Origin of the sequence: Promicromonospora iranensis, assembly GCF_028994775.1 — a bacterium.
GTDB classification, from domain to species: domain Bacteria; phylum Actinomycetota; class Actinomycetes; order Actinomycetales; family Cellulomonadaceae; genus Promicromonospora; species Promicromonospora iranensis_A.
Genome location: NZ_JAJQMN010000001.1, coordinates 251,215 through 267,357, shown reverse-complemented (window position 1 = coordinate 267,357; position 16,143 = coordinate 251,215). Strand labels below are relative to the sequence as shown.

Genomic DNA, 16,143 nt, shown 5'->3' with positions numbered 1-16,143 from the left:
AGCGCGTTCATGGGCTAGGCGTTCATCTACCGCCGTGGGTTGCTGCCCACGAAAGGCCGCTTCCTCCCGGGGGAGCGGCCTTTCGTCTGCTCCCACTTCGGCGACCGACGTAGTTTGCTCACACCGAGAAGTACTTCGCCTCCGGGTGATGGAACACGAACGCATCCGTCGACTGCTCCGGGTGCAGCTGCAGCTCGTCCGACAGAGTCACCCCGACTCGCTCCGGCCGCAGCAGCTCCACCACCTTGTGCCGGTCCTCCATGTCGGGGCACGCTGGGTACCCGAGCGACATCCGCGCCCCGCGGTACTCCAGCTTGAACATCCCCTCCACGGTGGCCGGCTCCTCCGAGGCGAACCCGAGCTCCGACCGCACCCGCGCGTGCCAGAACTCGGCAAGCGCCTCGGTCAGCTGCACGGACAGCCCGTGCAGCTCCATGTACTCGCGGTACTTGTTCGCCTCGAACAGCTTCGCGGTGTGCGCGGACACGGAGTCACCGACGGTCACCAGCTGCACCGGCATCACGTCGAACCGCCCGGTTTCCTCGACCCACGACCGAGGCCGCACGAAGTCCGCGAGACACAGGTGCCGGTCCCGACGCTGCCGCGGGAAGTGGAACCGCAGCCGTTCCGTCCCGGCGACACCACCTGACCCGCCGTCGGGCGCCCCGATGCCGGCGAGGTCGCCGTGGTGCGCGACGACGACGTCGTTCCCCTCCGACCACACCGGGAAGTACCCGTAGACCACCGTCGGATCCATGATCTGGTCGGTCAGGATCCGGTCCATCCACTCCGCGAGCCGCGGCCGGCCCTCGGTCTCGACCAGCTCCTCGTACGACGCGCCATCCGAGGACCGCCCCGGCTTGAGCCCCCACTGGCCCATGAACGTCGCCCGCTCGTCCAGGAACGCCGCGTACTCGGAGAGCTGCACGCCCTTCACGATCCGCGTGCCCCAGAACGGCGGGTCGGGCACGGGGTTGTCGGCGGCGACGTCCGACCGCGCCGGCAGGTCCTCCTCCGCCGTCTGCGTCACCGTCACCACCGCGTGCCGCCGCTTCTTCAGCGCCGGCAGGCCGACGTCGTCGGGGGAGGCCCCGCGCGCGACCCGCACCAGCGGCTCCATGAGCCGCAGACCCTCGAAGGCGTCCTTCGCGTACCGCACGACGCCGGGGAACTGGCCCGCCAGGTCGTCCTCCACGTAGGTCCGCGTCAGCGCGGCCCCGCCCAGCAGTACCGGCCACCGCTTGTCGTACCCGCGCGAGGCCAGCTCCTCCAGGTTCTCCTTCATCACCACCGTCGACTTCACCAGCAGCCCCGACATGCCGATCACGTCGGCGTCGTGCTCCAGCGCGGCGTCGATCATGGCGCTCACCGGCTGCTTGATGCCGATGTTCACGACCTTGTAGCCGTTGTTCGTCAGGATGATGTCCACGAGGTTCTTGCCGATGTCGTGCACGTCGCCGCGCACCGTCGCCAGCACGATCGTGCCCTTGGTCTGGTCGCCCTCGACCTTCTCCATGTGCGGTTCCAGCAGCGCGACGGCTGCCTTCATCACCTCGGCCGACTGCAGCACGAACGGCAGCTGCATCTCGCCCTTGCCGAACAGCTCGCCCACCACCTTCATGCCTTCCAACAGGTGGTCGTTGACGATGTCGAGCGCCTTCATCCCGTCGCCGAGCGCCTCCTCGATGTCCGGCTCCAGCCCCTTGCGGGCACCGTCGATGATGCGCCGCGCGAGCCGCTCGCCGATGGGCAGCCCCGCCAGCTCCGCGGCGCGGGCGTCCCGGATCGCCCCGGCGTCGACACCCTCGAACAGGTCGAGCAGCTTGGACAGCGGGTCGTACGTCAGGTTGCCGTCGGCGTCCCACTCGCGCTTGTCCCACACCAGGTCCAGCGCGGTCTGGCGCTGCTCGTCCGGGATCGAGGCCAGCGGCAGGATCTTCGCCGCGTGCACGATCGCCGAGTCCAGGCCGGCCTCCGTCGCCTCGTGCAGGAACACCGAGTTCAGCACAGCGCGCGCCGCCGGATTGAGGCCGAACGACACGTTCGAGACGCCGAGCGTCGTATGCACACCGGGGTACTTGCGCGTGATCTCGCGGATCGCCTCGATGGTCTCGATCGCGTCCCGCCGCGTCTCCTCCTGGCCGGTCGCGATGGGGAACGTCAGGGCGTCGACGATGATGTCGTCCACGCGCATGCCCCAGTCGTTCACCAGGGTGTCGATCAGTCGCGACGCGATGGCGACCTTGTGGTCGGCCGTGCGCGCCTGGCCCTCCTCGTCGATCGTCAGCGCGACGACGGCGGCGCCGTGCTCCACCACCGCCGGCATGATGCGCCCGAACCGTGACGTCGGCCCGTCACCGTCCTCGAAGTTCACCGAGTTCACCACGCCGCGCCCGCCCAGCAGCTCCAGGCCCGCGCGGATCACCGCGGGCTCCGTGGAGTCGATCACGAGGGGGAGCGTCGAGGCCGAGGCCAGCCGGGACACGACGTCGCGCACATCGGCGACCCCGTCGCGCCCCACGTAGTCCACGCACACGTCCAACAGGTGCGCCCCGTCGCGCGTCTGCGCGCGAGCGATGTCGACGACGTCGTCCCAGCGGCTCTCCAGCATCGCCTCACGGAACGCCTTGGAGCCGTTGGCGTTGGTGCGCTCGCCGATCGCGAGGAAGCTCGTCTCCTGGCGCAGGTCCGTCGCGGAGTACAGCGAGGCGACGGCGTTCTCCCGCACCGGTGCACGCTCCGCCACGGGACGCCCGCCAACGGCCTCGACCACGAGCCGCATGTGCTCCGGAGTCGTACCGCAGCAGCCGCCCACCAGGCCCAGGCCGAACTCGCGCGCGAACTGCGTGTGCGCCGCGGCGAGCTCCTCCGGGGTGAGCGGGTAAGAGGCGCCGTTCGGCCCCAGCACCGGCAGGCCCGCGTTCGGCATGCACGCGACCGGTATCTCCGCGTGCTGCGACAGGTGGCGCAGGTGCTCGCTCATCTGCTCCGGACCGGTGGCGCAGTTCATACCGATCGCGTCGATGCCCAGCGCCTGCAGCGCGACCAGGGCCGCGCCGATCTCCGAGCCCATCAGCATGGTGCCCGTGGTCTCCACGGTCACCGACACGATGATCGCGACCCGCTGCCCGACCCCACCTTCCTCCACCGGGGCCATCGCCTGCCGGCAGCCCGTCACCGCGGCCTTGGCCTGCAGCAGGTCCTGGCTGGTCTCGATCAGCAGCGCGTCCGCGCCGCCCTCGATCAGGCCCGCCGCCTGCTCCGCGAACGTGTCCCGGAGGTGCGCGTACGTGGTGTGCCCCAGCGACGGCAGCTTGGTGCCCGGGCCCATCGAGCCCAGGACCCAGCGGGGGTGCTCCGGCGTCGCGAAGACGTCGGCGCGTTCCCGGGCGATCGCCGCACCCTTGCGGGCCAGCTCACGGATGCGGTCGTCGATGCCGTAGTCCGACAGGTTCGACCAGTTCGCGCCGAACGTGTTCGACTCGATGGCGTCCACGCCCACCTCGAGGAAGCCGTCGTGCACCCCCGCGATGATGTCCGGGCGCGAGACCGTCAGGATCTCGTTGCAGCCCTCCAGACCCTCGTAGTCCTCCAGGGTCGGGTTCGCCGCCTGGATCATCGTCCCCATGGCACCGTCGGCCACGACCACGCGCGTGCGCATGGCCTCCAGCAGGGCGGCGGAACGTTCACCAAGAGCGGGCAGGGCAGCGGGAAGAGCGGTCACCCCGGCAGCGTAAGCCCCCACCCGGCGACGGCGCGGCGGCTGCCCGGAGGGCGGTACCGGCGCAGGTGCGCCCCGGGGCGTCGACGTGGGTATCGTCCCGGCCATGACAACGCGCGACTACCTGGCCTCCCTGTTCTCCCTCGAGGGCCGCACCGCCGTCGTGACCGGAGGCAGCTCCGGCATCGGGCGTGCCATCGCCGAGGCGCTCGCACTGGCCGGGGCGCACACCGTGCTCGTCGCACGCGGCGCCGACCGGCTCGACGAGGTCGCGACGAGCCTGCGCGAGCGCGGCTGCTCCGTCGAGCCGCTGGTCGCCGACCTCTCCACCCGCGACGGCATCCGCGCTGCCGCCGACGGCATCACCGCCGCAGCTGGCGAGCCCGACATCATCGTCAACAGCGCGGGCATCAACCTGCGCCCCCACCTCGGCCAGGTCGACGAGGCCATCTGGGACAGCACCATGACCGTCAACCTCGAAGCACCCTTCCTGCTCGGGCAGCGGTTCGCCCCCGGCATGGCCGAACGCGGCTTCGGCCGGCTCATCCACATCTCCTCCCAGCAGGCACACCGCTCGTTCGTCGACAGCGGCGCCTACGGCGTGTCCAAGGGCGGCCTCGAATCCCTCGCGCGCTCCCAGTCCGAGGCCTGGTCCAGCCGCGGCGTCACCGCCAACACCCTGGTGCCCGGATTCGTGCTCACCCCTCTGAACCAGCGCCTCCAGGACGACACCGAGAAGGTGGCGGCGCTCGCGGCCCGCACCACCGTGGGCCGCAACGGCGTCCCGGAGGACTTCGCGGGCGCCGCCGTCTTCCTCGCGAGCGCCGCCTCCGGTTACGTCACGGGCCACTCGCTCTTCGTCGACGGCGGCTTCTCGGTGCACTGATCCTTCGGTGCAGTGACATTCGGGTGCCCTGACCTTCTAGCGCGCTGACCCTTTCGGCGCACTGATCCGTCGCTCCACGGGCCCTTGTGCACTGCCGGCCGTGCGCGGGGAAGGTGTAGGCGATCGAGGTCAGTTGCTCCGAGTAGACGTTGTCTACCCTCGGCAACCGACCTCGATCGCGTACACCGTCCGCGCCACCTCCCGTCCGCGCTCGCCGGGCAGCACTCCTCGGGTGGCCTCGCCAGGACGGAGCAGGACGGAGCAGGAGTGCTCGGGCGACGGTTAGGCTCGCGCCGTGAACGTCGACTTCCCCGGACTGGGCACTCTTGTCAACGTCGGGACGATAGTCGTCGGATCCCTGCTCGGGATGGCCGTGGGTCACCGGCTGCCCCAGCGCACCCATGCGGTGGTGACCGACATCCTCGGCCTCGTGACCCTGCTCGTCGCCGCGCTGTCGGCGGTCTCGGTCACCGACGACGCGTTCCTCGCGGCGACGGGCAGCGGCGCGCCCGTGCTGATCGTGCTCGGGTCCTTGCTGATCGGTGGCATCGCCGGCTCGCTGCTCCGGATCGAGGCGCGCCTCGAAGGGCTGGCCGGCGTGATCCAGGGCCGGCTGGCCGGACGCTCCGGCGGCGCGCGTCGAAGCTCGGTGCTACCCGACGCGGCAGAGCGCGGCCCGGAGAGCGCCGCGGGGCACGGCCCGGACGGCGCGGCGCGCGAACGCTTCATCGAGGGGTGGCTCACCGCTTCGCTGCTGTTCTGCGTCGGGCCGCTCGCCATCCTCGGTTCGCTGTCCGACGGTCTCGGGCGGGGGATCGACCAGCTCCTGCTGAAGTCGGTCCTCGACGGCTTCGCGGCGCTCGCCTTCGCGTCCTCGTTCGGGATCGGGGTGCTGCTGTCCGCGGTGTCGGTCGCCGTGGTCCAGGGCCTGGTGACGCTGGCCGGGGTGCTTCTCGGGTCGGTGCTGCCGGACGCGCACATCGCCGCGCTGACGGCGACCGGCGGCCTGCTGCTGGTGGGCATCGCCCTCCGGCTGCTCGACATCAAGCGGATCCCGGTGGGCGACCTGCTCCCGGCGCTACTGGTCGCGCCGCTCCTGACCCAGCTCGTGATCATGCTGCGTTGATCGTGCTCGCTGACCGTGCGGGCGGTCAGCCCCGCACCGGCACCGGCAGCCGCGCCTGCCGTCCGGGCTCGTCCTGCCCGTCCAGGAGCCGGGCCAGCAGGTCCATCGCGGTGCGGCCCAGCTCCTCGCCGTCGACGTCGATGGCGGGTGTGTGCTCCAGGCCGAGCGCCTCGATGACCGTCGGCTCGGTGCTCACCACCAGGTCGCGCGGCACGTCCACGCCGCGCGTGCCCAGCGCCAGCAGCAGACCCAGCCCGATCGACGTCGCGTAGGGCACGACGGCGGTCGCGCCCGTGTCCAGGACGGCGGACGTCACCTCGACGCCGGCGGCGAAGGTCGCCGGGCACGGGCCGAGCACGGTGAGCTCGGCGCCGGCCCGGCGGGCGGCGTCGTGCACGGCGGCGGTGCGCTGCCGGTCCTGCCAGGAGCCCTCGGGCCCGCCCACGTAGACGATGCGCTCGTGGCCCTCGGCTGCGAGCCGGGTCGTCAGCGTGCCGAAGGCGGTGGCGGTGTCGGCCACCACCGACGTCATACCGTCGATCTCGCGGTCGACCAGGACGGCGGGCTTCGCCGCTCCCGAGCCGGCGACGAGCGTGTCGCTGCCGCGCGGGGCGACGACGAGGAAGCCGTCGACCTGGCGGGCGAGCCGGTCGAACGCGCCGGCGGAGTCCAGGGGGTGCACGGCGACGGTGAGCTGTAGCCCCGCCTCCTCGGCGCGCGCCTGGGCGCCGGCGATGATCGGCGTGAAGAAGGTGTTGTCCAGGGTGGGGACGACGATCGCGATGATGCCGCTGCGGCCCCGGGCGAGCTCGCGCGCCGCCCGGTTGGGCACGTAGCCGAGCCGGGCGGCGGCCGCCACCACACGCACCGCGGTCTCGGCGGCGACCAGGCCGCTCCCGTTGAGCGCGCGCGACGCGGTCGCCTTCGAGACGCCGGCTACCGCGGCGACGTCGGACAGATCGGGCACCGTACCTCCTTTGTCGGTGGGGACACTCTAGACGCCCTCTGCAACCGTTTCCGTCCGTTATGGGCCCCGGGGTCGCCCGATGTAACACGGAGTTAACGCGGGATTGCCAGAGCCCGGCCGACAATGCCTTAAGGTCCCTTGCAACCGGTTCCATCGACGAAAGACGGGCTCGTGCGAGCACGCTCCTCACTCCTCCTGCTCCTGCCGGGGCTGGCGTTCCTGTGCGTCGGCTTCCTGCTGCCGGCGGTCGCCATGCTGTTCGCGCCGCCAGGCGTGAGCTTCGCCCAGGTGCTCGAGCGCATGGGCGCGATGCTCACCGACCCCTACGACCTGGGGATCATCTGGCGCACCGTACGCATCGGGCTGATCGTCACGGCGCTGTGCGTGGTGCTCGGATTTCCCATCGCCTCGCTGCTCGCCCGGTCGCAGTCCCGCTGGTCGGGCGTGCTGCTCGCGCTGGCGATCTTCCCGCTGCTGCTGAGCAACGTGGTGCGCACCTTTGGCTGGCTGGTCGTGCTGGGGTCGAACGGCGTGATCGGGCAGCTGCTGACCGGCCTGGGCATCGTCGACGAGGCGCCCCAGCTGCTGTACACGGAGCTGGCGATCGTGCTCGGTCTGGTGCAGCTCTTCCTGCCGCTGGCGGTCATCACCTGCTACTCCGCCGTCGCGCAGGTCGACCCAGGCCTCGACGAGGCCGCGCGGGGCCTGGGCGCCAGCCGCACCCGCGCCTTCTGGTCGGTCCTGGTGCCGTTGTCGCTGCCGGGCATCGTGGTGGCGGCCACGCTGGTCTTCGCCGGGTCGGTCACCGCGTACACCACGCCCTACCTGCTCGGCGGGTCGAGCCAGCGCATGCTCTCCACCCAGCTCTTCTCGTACGCGAGCGTCACCGTCGACTGGGCGGCGGCCTCGGCCACGGCGATCGTGATGACGGTCCTGGTCTTCCTGGTCTCCGGGATCTCGACGCTGGTCGGACGCAAGGGAGCCACCGCATGAGCGCCGTCATGAGCCGGACCGCGAGGCTCCGCCACCCGGTCGCCGGCACGCTCGCGGTCGCCGGCTACGTGGTGATGATCGTGCCGATCCTGTTCGTCGTCGCCACGGCGTTCACCGCGGGCAGCACCCTGCGCTTCCCGCCCGACGGCCTGTCCCTGCGCTGGTTCGGGGAGGCGGTGGCCTACACGCCGTTCATGGAGGCCGTGGTCTCCAGCCTCCAGCTGGCCGTTCTGGCCACCGGGCTGGCGCTGCTGCTCGGTGTGCCGGTCACGCTCGCGATCCACCGAGGAAAGATCCCCGGCAAGGGTCTGCTCGAAGGGCTGTTCCTGTCACCGCTGGTGGTGCCGGAGCTGGTGGTCGGACTGGCGCTGTACCAGCAGCTCATGATCGGCCTGCGCCTGGACAACTTCACCACCTTGCTGCTCGGCCACACGGCACTGCTGCTCCCGTACGCCGTGCGGGTCACCGGCGCCTCGCTGGCGCTCGCCGACCCCGCGCTGGAGGAAGCGGCCCGCGGCCTGGGCGCCTCACCGCTGCGGGCCTTCGTGACGGTGACGCTCCCGATGCTGCGGCCGGGCCTCATCTCGGCGGGCCTGCTCGGGTTCGTCACCTCGTTCAACAACGTGCCGCTGTCGCTGCTGCTGCAGACCCGCGACTTCCGGACGCTGCCCGTCACGATGCTCGACTACGTCCAGCAGAGCTACGACCCCATGGTCGCCGCCGCTTCCACGCTGGTGCTCGCCGCGACGGTGGTCGTCGCGATCGTCGCCGAGCGCACCGTCGGCTTCGCCAAGATCTTCGGAGGAATCAACCGATGACCACCCCAGCCGCCGAGCTCGTCGGCGTCTCCCAGCGGTTCGGCAGCTTCACCGCTGTCGACTCGATAGACCTCCAGATCCCGCGCGGGCGCCTCACCACGCTGCTCGGCCCGAGCGGCTGCGGCAAGACGACGACGCTGCGCATGCTCGCCGGGTACAGCGCGCCGACGTCGGGCCGGATCCTGATCGACGGCGACGACGCGACCCGCCTCCCGCCCGAGAAGCGCAACCTGGGCATGGTGTTCCAGTCCTACGCGCTGTTCCCGCACATGACCGTGGCGGACAACGTGGCCTACGGCCCCAAGATGCGCAAGGTGCCCGCGGCCGAGCGCCGCCGCCGTGCGGGTGAGGCGCTCGAGCTGGTCGGGCTGGCGCACCTGGCCGACCGCAAGCCCAAGCAGCTCTCCGGCGGTCAGCAGCAGCGTGTGGCGCTGGCCCGGGCGATCGCCATCCGGCCGCGGCTGCTGCTCCTGGACGAGCCGCTGTCCAACCTCGACGCACGCCTGCGCGTTCAGATGCGTGCGGAGATCCGCCGCATCCAGTCCGAGACGGGGCTGACCGTCGTGCTCGTGACGCACGACCAGGACGAGGCGCTGGAGATGTCCGACGAGATGGTGCTCATGCGCTCCGGGAAGATCGTGCAGAGCGGCGCACCGCGCGACGTCTTCCCGGCACCCGCCGACCGGTTCGTCGCGGAGTTCCTCGGGTACGAGAACTTCCTGACGCTCGCGGACGGCCGGCAGGCCGCCGTCCGCCCTGAGCACCTGCGTGTGCTGCCCGCGGACACGTCCGCAGCCACGTCCGCCGACGGCGGGATCGTGCTCGACGCGGTCGTGCTCGACGTCGCCTACCGCGGCGTCGACCTGCTCGTGACGCTGGAGGCCACCGACCCGGCCGGCAACGCCGTCCGCCTCCTCGCCGACCACCGGGCGGACACAGCCACCGGGCCGACGCCGTCGGCCGGTGACCGGGTGCGGTTGCTCGCGCCGGAGGCGCGGCTGGCCCACCTGTCCGCTGATTCGACCGCGGCCCCGACCGCCCCGACGACCGCCCCGACCGCATCCACCGCCCCGACCGAAGGAATCTCATGAACCTCACCCCGAAGGCGCGCCGCACAGCGGTGATCACCACCGGCCTCGTGGCCACGTCGCTGCTGGCCGCCGGCTGCTCCGCCGGCGACGACGCGGCAGCCGAGGACACCATCGTGGTCTCCACGTTCCCGTTCGGGGTCGAGGAGTTCCAGGAGGCGGTGATCGACCCGTTCACCGCAAAGACCGGCATCGAGGTGGAGGTCGAGACCGGGTCGAACGCGGACCGGCTCTCGCAGCTCGAGGTCGCGGCCGGCGACTCCGGCGTCGACGTCATGCTGATCTCCGACTACTACGCGGCGCTCGGGCAGGAGAGCGACCTGTTCCAGGAGATCGACGCCGCCAAGGTGCCGTCGCTGGACGAGGTCGCGGACTTCGCCCTCGAGGACGCGTACGCGGGCCCGGCCTACAGCTACCAGCTCAACGGGACGCTCTACTCGACCGAGGAGCTGACCGCGGAGGAGGCGGCGGACTGGGACCTGTACGGCGACGCCGAGCACGCCGGCGAGCTCGCCCTGCCGGACATCTCGGTGACCGCCGGGCAGCTCATGGTCTCGGGCGTCGGCGCGGAGTACGGCGACGGGCCGTACGACATCGACACCGCGCTGAGCACCATCGGCGGCTGGGCGCCGGGGATCCTGCAGTTCTACTCGTCCTCCACCGAGGTGACGAACCTGCTGACCCAGGGCGAGATCGTCGCGGCCGACTCCCTGAGCGGCTTCGCCACCGACCTGGTCGCCTCGGGTGAGCCGTACGCGTGGACGCCGCCCGCCACCGGCCGCTACATGGCCACCAACCGCGCCATGATCCCCGCCGGTGCCCCGAATGCCGACGGCGCGCACCAGTTCATCGACTACCTGCTCTCGGCCGAGGCCCAGACGGCGTCCGCCGAGCTCGTGGGCGACCTGCCGGTCAACACCGAGGCGACGGTGCCCGACTCCATCGAGGCGGTCGTGGGTGACATCGCGGCCGACCCCGTGGCCGAGGGCTACGCGACGCTCGACCCGGCGGAGCTCGTGCCCACGCGGGCCGAGTGGGTCGACCGGTTCGCCCGCGAGGTGACGGCCGGCTGATGAGCACCACCACCGACGCGACCGACCCCACCGACGCGACCGACCCCACAGGCCTGTCCGACCTCGTCGACCGCATGCCCAAGGTCGACCTGCACTGCCACCTCATCGGCTCCGTCCGGGCGAGCACGTTCGCCGAGCTGGCCCGCCGCGAGGGGCTCGCCCTGCCGGCGGAGCCCGAGCGGATCTACGCCGACGTCAACTCCCTGCCGCCGGACCCGGACCTCTACCGCGACACACGCATCCCCGTGCCGCAGGGGCGCAGCGCCGACGAGCCGGAGGTCTCCTACTCGCTGTTCCAGGTCTCCGGCTGGGTGTCCCAGGTGCTGCGCGACGCCGACGACCTGACCCGCATCACCTACGAGGCGTTCGAGGCGGCGCACCGCACCAGCGCGACGCGGCACCTCGAGCTGTTCTTCGACGCGGTGCCGGAGCACCTGGCATCCCTCGGGTATCTCGGCTCGGTCGAGGCGTACGCCGAGGGCATCCGGATGGCTGAACGCGACTTCGGCATGACCGGCCGGCTCATCGCCGGCATCGACCGCAGCGGCTCGGCGCAGGACGCGCTGGACCGGGTGCGCACCGTCGTCGACCACCCGCACGAGTACGTCGCCGGGATCGGTCTGGACAACCTCGAGACGGCGGGACCGCCCGAGCGGTTCGAGGCGGCCTACCGGCTCGCGGGGGAGGCGGGCCTCGGCCGGACGGCGCACTCCTCCGAGCACGCTCCCGTGGCGGTCAACACCGTGACCTGCCTCGACGTGCTCGGCTGCGACCGCATCGACCACGGCTACTTCGTCCTGCAGGACGACGACGTGGTGGCGCGGGTGCGCGACGAACAGGTGCCGTTCACCGTCATCTCCACGACGTCGCGGCGCTCCTGGCGGCCGTGGCGGCGCGCGTCCATCGCGGCGATGCTGGACGCCGGGCTCAACGTGATCCCTGCCTCGGACGACCCCGGCATGTTCCCGACGTCGCTGGGCGCCGAGTACCGGATCCTCGCCGACGACCTCGCCGTGCCGTACGACCGGCTGCGCGCGATGGCACTGGCCGGCGTCGAGGCGTCCTGGCTGCCGCCCGCCGAGAAGGCGGCACTGCGGGACCGGTTCGTCGCGGAGCTGGACGCGGTCCGGCCCGGGCCCGCGTAGACGCGAGCGGCTGGCCGCGAGTGGTCGGCCGCGAGTGGTCGGCAGGACGTCAGGTGGTCGGCAGCCCGGGCTGCCGACCACCTGACCTTCTGCCGACCACGTGACTTTCTTGCCGACCACACGCGCGCCCCTCCGAGCACCCGCAAAATCCCGTGCCCCCTGCGGCGCGGTCGCCTAGCGTGGCCGTATGTCCACGCCTGTGTCCGGCCTGTCCGCCGTGCCCGAACCCGACTCGATCACCGATCGCGCCGCGGCGCCCCGGACCCTGTCCGTGCCGACCGCCGGCGCCCTGTTCTGGCGCCCCTGGACCCGCGAGGACGTCCCCGCGCTGACCGAGCTCATGCGCGCGGTCGACCAGGCCGACGGCCGCGACTGGTTCACCTCGTCGGCGGAGGTCGCCGAAAGCTTCGACGCCCCGGTGTTCGACGCCGCCGCCGACACGCTCGTCGGGCTTGACGCGGACGGCACGATGCGGGCCTACGCGTGGGCCGAGCGGTTCCCCACCGAGGGTGCGAACCTCCTGCGCGTCTCGCTGGCCGGCGGTGTGCACCCTGACCGCCGCGGCCAGGGGATCGGCACCGAGCTGCTGACGTGGGCGACCGGACGCGCCCGGCAGGCGCTCGCGGAGCTGGGTGGCGACCCGCGACTGCTCGGCCTGCCCGGCCGGATCGCCGCGCACGTCGGCGACACCGACCCGGCCGAGCGCCACGACCTGCTGCGCGCCGCGGGGTTCGAGCCGATCCGGTACTTCGCCAACCTGCTGCGCGACCTGAGCGCGCCGGTGCCCGCCATCGGGCTGGAGCCGCCGCTGCGGCTGGTGCCGTGGACCGACGCCCTGGAGGACGCGACCCGGCTCGCCCGCAACGACGCCTTCCGGGACCACTGGGGCAGCCAGCCGCGTACTCCCGAGTCGTGGCGCGCGTACCGCAGCTCGTTCGCGCCGCAGTGGTCCTTCGTCGTGATCGACGAGTCGGTCCGCTACGAGGGCTCCGAGCAGGAGCAGCCGGGCGACGCCACGGTGGCGCCGGGCACGCCGTACGTCGTCGGGCTGCACCGCGGCGAGCGGTACGAGCACGACTGGGAGTCCCAGGGGTACACCGCGGGCTACACCGGCCTGCTCGGCGTGCGTCGCGCGTACCGCGGACGCCGCATCGCCGCGGCCCTGCTCACGCACGCGATGAACGTCTACGCCGCCGACGGCATGCAGCGCGCCGAGCTCGACGTCGACACCGACAACCCGACCGGGGCGCCCGGCCTGTACGCACGGTTGGGCTACACCAAGAGCGACGGTTCCACCCTGTACACGATCGAAGTCTGAGGACCACCATGACCACGCAGACCAGCACCCTTGCCCCGGTCGCCGAGCGCGCAGCGCCGCCGGCGACCCTGACCCTGCCCACCGCCGGCGGCCTGACCTGGCGCGCCGCCACCCGCGAGGACGCGCCCACGTGGCTCGCACTGCGGAACCTCATCGCCCGGGCCGACGCCGAGCCCTACGTCGAGACCCTCGAGGAGATCGAAGAGATCTTCGAGGGCGCGTGGCGCGACATGGCGGCGGACTCGCTGCTCGGGTTCGACGCCGACGGCGCCCTCGTCGCCTGGGCACAGGTCGAGCGCCCGCCGGGCGACGTCACGGAGGTCCGCACCTACTGCTGGGGCGGCGTGCACCCCGACCGCCGCGGTGAGGGCATCGGCCGCGAGCTGCTGGCCTGGGAGACGGGCCGCGCCCGGCAGCTGCTGGCGGCGTCGGGCAAGGACGTGCCCGCGCGGATCGCGGTGTTCGCCGAGGACAACGCCCCCGCCTCCAAGCACCGGCTCTACGAGCGAGCCGGCTTCGGCGTGCGCCGCTACTACTCCGACCTGGCACGCCCGCTCACCGGACCGGACGCCACACCCGTGCCTGACGTCGAGCTGCCCGGCTCGCTGCGACTCGTCCCGTGGTCCAAGGACCTGGACGAGGCCACCCGCCTGGCGCACAACGACGCGTTCCGCGACCACTGGGGCAGCCAGCCGCAGACCCGCGGGCAGTGGGCACAGCGCGCCGGCTTCGCACCCGAGTGGTCCTTCCTGGTCGTCGACGAGGCGCCCGACGTCGACGCGCTCCTCGCCTCGCCCGACACCGACCCGGACACCGCCGCCGCGCTCCGCGCCGGCGAGCCGCTCGTGGTGGGCTACGAGCTCGCTGCCCGGTACACCGAGGACTTCGCGGTGCGCGGCTACTCGTTCGGGTACACGGACATCCTCGGCGCCCGCCGCGCGTACCGGGGCCGCAAGGTCGCCCTGGCGGCGCTCGCCGCGGGCATGCGGGCGTTCGCCGCCGACGGCATGGAACGAGCGGCGCTCGACGTCGACACCGCGAACCCCAGCGGCGCCCACGGCCTGTACGCGAGCCTTGGCTACGTCAAGACGTCGGGCTCCCGCATGTTCTCGATCGAGCTCTGACCCTCGACGGGGTTACTTCGCCAGGCGTTGGCGGCGGGCCTCGTAGAGCACGACCGTCGCCGCGTTCGCCGCGTTGAGCGAGCTCGCCGAACCCGTCATCGGGATGCTCAGCGTGACGTCCGCGGCGTCGAGCCACGCGCGGGTCAGGCCGGCGGTCTCGCTGCCGACCAGGAGCAGGACCGGCTGGGTGAGGTCGTACGCGGAGACGTCGGCGTCGCCGTGCTCGTCCGTCGCGACGACGACGAGCGGGAGCCCGGCGGCACGGCGCTCCTCGACCCATGCCATGACTTCTGCCGACGAGGGCGCCCGCACCACGGGTGTCGCGAAGAACGAGCCGGTCGTGGCGCGCACGGCCTTGGGATCGTAGGCGTCCGCGGCGTGCCCGGTCGTGATCACGCCGTCGGCGCCGAACGCATCGGCGGACCGGATGACCGCGCCGATGTTGCCCGGCTGGGTGGGACGGTCGAACACCACCCCGAGGAAGTCCGGGCCCGCCTCGATGCGGTCCAGCTCGTCCGGTCGCATCGCGACCACGGCCAGCAGCTCGGCCTCGTCCTTCTCGGCCAGCTCCGCCAGCAGGTCGGGCGACATCTTGACGTGCTCGACGTGCGGGTGGGCCGCGAGCAGGTCCCGTGCCCACTGCGAGAGCCGGCGCTCGGCGTCGAACACGAGGGCGCGGACCTCCCAGCCGTGCTCGACCGCCATGGTGATGGGCCGCACGCCCTGCACCACGAACTCGGCGGCGCGGTGCCGCTTGTTGCGGTTGGTGAGCAGCGTCTGCAGCTGCTGGAAGCGGGTGTTTCGGGACGAGACTCGGGTGACCACCCACCTATCCAACACCGTTCGCGCGCTCCCGCCGCATCGGGGCGCGCATCGAGCACGGGCCGGAGGCGTGGCGGGCAGTTCGGGCGGGCGCGACGGAGGGTAGTTCGAGTGGCCGCAGTCACATCGCGGCCTCCTGCCGCTGATGTCAGCAGGTCAGCGCCGCAGCAGCCGCTCCATCGCAGCCCGTGCGCGCTCGGAGCCGAACAGCTCGGCGGAACCGGTCACCGCATCGTCGACGCGGGTGTCGAACCGCGCGAGCACGTCGGCGTTGAGCAGCTCCTTGGTGGCCCTCAGACCCTGAGGGTCACCCGCTGCGAGCTCGGTGAGCGCGGTATCGACCGCCCGGTCGAGATCACCGGGCGGCACTGCCTGCGTCACCAGCCCCCAGGCGGCAGCCTCGCCGGCGCTGAACGGTGCCCCGGTCAGGAAGGTGCGCGACGCCGCGCGCGGGGTCATCCGCGGCAGCACCGCGAGCGAGATGACGGCGGGCGCGAGCGCGAGGCGGGCCTCCGTGAAGGCGTAGGTGATGTGGTCGGCGCTGATCGCGATGTCGCACGCCGCCACGAGGCCGATCCCGCCCGCTCGTACCGGCCCGTGCACCCGTGCCACGACGGGCTTGGGCAGTGCGAGGATCGCGCGCAGCACCGCGGCGAGCCGGCGTGCGGAGTCGGCCATGCCGTCGCGCAGCGCCTCGGTGAGGTCCGCCCCCGAGCAGAACGCGGTACCGCTCGCCCCCAGCACCACGGCGTGGACGTCGTCGGTCGCAGCGCGGTCCAGCGCGGCCAGGAGCTGGTCGAGCAAGGCCGCGGAGAGGGCGTTGCGTCGCTCGGGCGCGTCGAGCGTGATCCGCGCGTACGGCACAGACGGCACAGACGACGCGGTCGACTTGCCGGGCCCCTCCGGCCCTCCGGGCACGTCGGGCCTGTCGAGCTCGACCACCTCGTACACGACCTGGTTCTGGCTGGGCATCGGTATGTCCTCCTGGCAGGGCCTCGCGCGCTGAACCATCGCGGTCAATCATCCAGCGCGGTCCAGCGCGCATCTAGCGCGTCGGGGTTA

At 72.2% G+C, this 16,143-nt stretch carries 13 protein-coding genes; 9 read left to right on the top strand and 4 right to left on the bottom strand.

The window, feature by feature from the left end:
- Positions 1–118: 118 nt before the first annotated feature.
- Positions 119–3,661, bottom strand: a complete 3,543-nt coding sequence (metH, locus tag LUU90_RS01275) for a methionine synthase (protein ID WP_275001752.1) — start codon at positions 3,659–3,661, stop codon at positions 119–121.
- Positions 3,662–3,827: 166 nt separating this feature from the next.
- Between metH and LUU90_RS01270 the strand changes: the two genes are divergently transcribed.
- Together LUU90_RS01270 and LUU90_RS01265 are read left to right on the top strand one after the other, a co-directional pair.
- Entirely contained in the window at positions 3,828–4,607 is a 780-nt protein-coding gene (locus LUU90_RS01270; RefSeq protein WP_275001408.1) for an SDR family NAD(P)-dependent oxidoreductase, read from the top strand.
- Between the two features lie 295 nt (positions 4,608–4,902).
- The gene (locus LUU90_RS01265; RefSeq protein WP_275001407.1) at positions 4,903–5,733 is read left to right on the top strand and encodes a DUF554 domain-containing protein; all 831 of its coding nucleotides are present in this window, start codon (positions 4,903–4,905) and stop codon (positions 5,731–5,733) included.
- Between the two features lie 25 nt (positions 5,734–5,758).
- Here the strand turns inward: LUU90_RS01265 and LUU90_RS01260 are convergent, their stop codons facing one another.
- Positions 5,759–6,700, bottom strand: a complete 942-nt coding sequence (locus LUU90_RS01260; protein ID WP_275001405.1) for a LacI family DNA-binding transcriptional regulator — start codon at positions 6,698–6,700, stop codon at positions 5,759–5,761.
- Positions 6,701–6,871: 171 nt separating this feature from the next.
- Between LUU90_RS01260 and LUU90_RS01255 the strand changes: the two genes are divergently transcribed.
- The 7 genes from LUU90_RS01255 (at position 6,872) to LUU90_RS01225 (ending at position 14,259) form a co-directional block, all read left to right on the top strand.
- Positions 6,872–7,693 (top strand): ABC transporter permease, encoded by an 822-nt coding sequence (locus LUU90_RS01255; RefSeq protein WP_275001404.1) that lies wholly within the window; start codon positions 6,872–6,874, stop codon positions 7,691–7,693.
- Positions 7,690–8,511, top strand: a complete 822-nt coding sequence (locus tag LUU90_RS01250; RefSeq protein ID WP_275001403.1) for an ABC transporter permease — start codon at positions 7,690–7,692, stop codon at positions 8,509–8,511. Before LUU90_RS01255 ends, LUU90_RS01250 begins: the two co-directional genes overlap by 4 nt.
- Positions 8,508–9,602, top strand: coding sequence for an ABC transporter ATP-binding protein (locus tag LUU90_RS01245; RefSeq protein WP_275001401.1), 1,095 nt, complete (start codon positions 8,508–8,510; stop codon positions 9,600–9,602). The genes LUU90_RS01250 and LUU90_RS01245 overlap by 4 nt, the downstream gene beginning before the upstream one ends.
- Positions 9,599–10,672: an ABC transporter substrate-binding protein gene (locus tag LUU90_RS01240; RefSeq protein WP_275001399.1), complete on the top strand. Its 1,074-nt coding sequence runs from the start codon at positions 9,599–9,601 to the stop codon at positions 10,670–10,672. Before LUU90_RS01245 ends, LUU90_RS01240 begins: the two co-directional genes overlap by 4 nt.
- Complete coding sequence (locus LUU90_RS01235) at positions 10,672–11,817, top strand: adenosine deaminase family protein (protein ID WP_275001396.1); 1,146 nt, start codon at positions 10,672–10,674, stop codon at positions 11,815–11,817. Before LUU90_RS01240 ends, LUU90_RS01235 begins: the two co-directional genes overlap by 1 nt.
- A gap of 187 nt (positions 11,818–12,004) precedes the next feature.
- Positions 12,005–13,135, top strand: a complete 1,131-nt coding sequence (locus tag LUU90_RS01230; protein ID WP_275001394.1) for a GNAT family N-acetyltransferase — start codon at positions 12,005–12,007, stop codon at positions 13,133–13,135.
- Positions 13,136–13,143: 8 nt separating this feature from the next.
- A complete protein-coding gene (locus LUU90_RS01225) occupies positions 13,144–14,259 on the top strand; it encodes a GNAT family N-acetyltransferase (protein WP_275001391.1) in 1,116 nt (371 codons plus the stop codon).
- 12 nt (positions 14,260–14,271) lie between these two features.
- Here the strand turns inward: LUU90_RS01225 and LUU90_RS01220 are convergent, their stop codons facing one another.
- Together LUU90_RS01220 and LUU90_RS01215 are read right to left on the bottom strand one after the other, a co-directional pair.
- Positions 14,272–15,084, bottom strand: a complete 813-nt coding sequence (locus LUU90_RS01220) for a TrmH family RNA methyltransferase (protein WP_275001389.1) — start codon at positions 15,082–15,084, stop codon at positions 14,272–14,274.
- Between the two features lie 153 nt (positions 15,085–15,237).
- Positions 15,238–16,053, bottom strand: a complete 816-nt coding sequence (locus LUU90_RS01215; protein WP_275001387.1) for an enoyl-CoA hydratase-related protein — start codon at positions 16,051–16,053, stop codon at positions 15,238–15,240.
- Positions 16,054–16,143 lie beyond the last annotated feature (90 nt).

Coding starts and splice junctions, on each gene's coding strand:
- metH (WP_275001752.1), bottom strand. CDS start 3,661: ATGCGCACGCGCGTGGTCGTGGCCGACGGTGCCATGGGGACGATGATC.
- LUU90_RS01270 (WP_275001408.1), top strand. CDS start 3,828: ATGACAACGCGCGACTACCTGGCCTCCCTGTTCTCCCTCGAGGGCCGC.
- LUU90_RS01250 (WP_275001403.1), top strand. CDS start 7,690: ATGAGCGCCGTCATGAGCCGGACCGCGAGGCTCCGCCACCCGGTCGCC.
- LUU90_RS01245 (WP_275001401.1), top strand. CDS start 8,508: ATGACCACCCCAGCCGCCGAGCTCGTCGGCGTCTCCCAGCGGTTCGGC.
- LUU90_RS01240 (WP_275001399.1), top strand. CDS start 9,599: ATGAACCTCACCCCGAAGGCGCGCCGCACAGCGGTGATCACCACCGGC.
- LUU90_RS01235 (WP_275001396.1), top strand. CDS start 10,672: ATGAGCACCACCACCGACGCGACCGACCCCACCGACGCGACCGACCCC.
- LUU90_RS01230 (WP_275001394.1), top strand. CDS start 12,005: ATGTCCACGCCTGTGTCCGGCCTGTCCGCCGTGCCCGAACCCGACTCG.
- LUU90_RS01225 (WP_275001391.1), top strand. CDS start 13,144: ATGACCACGCAGACCAGCACCCTTGCCCCGGTCGCCGAGCGCGCAGCG.
- LUU90_RS01215 (WP_275001387.1), bottom strand. CDS start 16,053: ATGCCCAGCCAGAACCAGGTCGTGTACGAGGTGGTCGAGCTCGACAGG.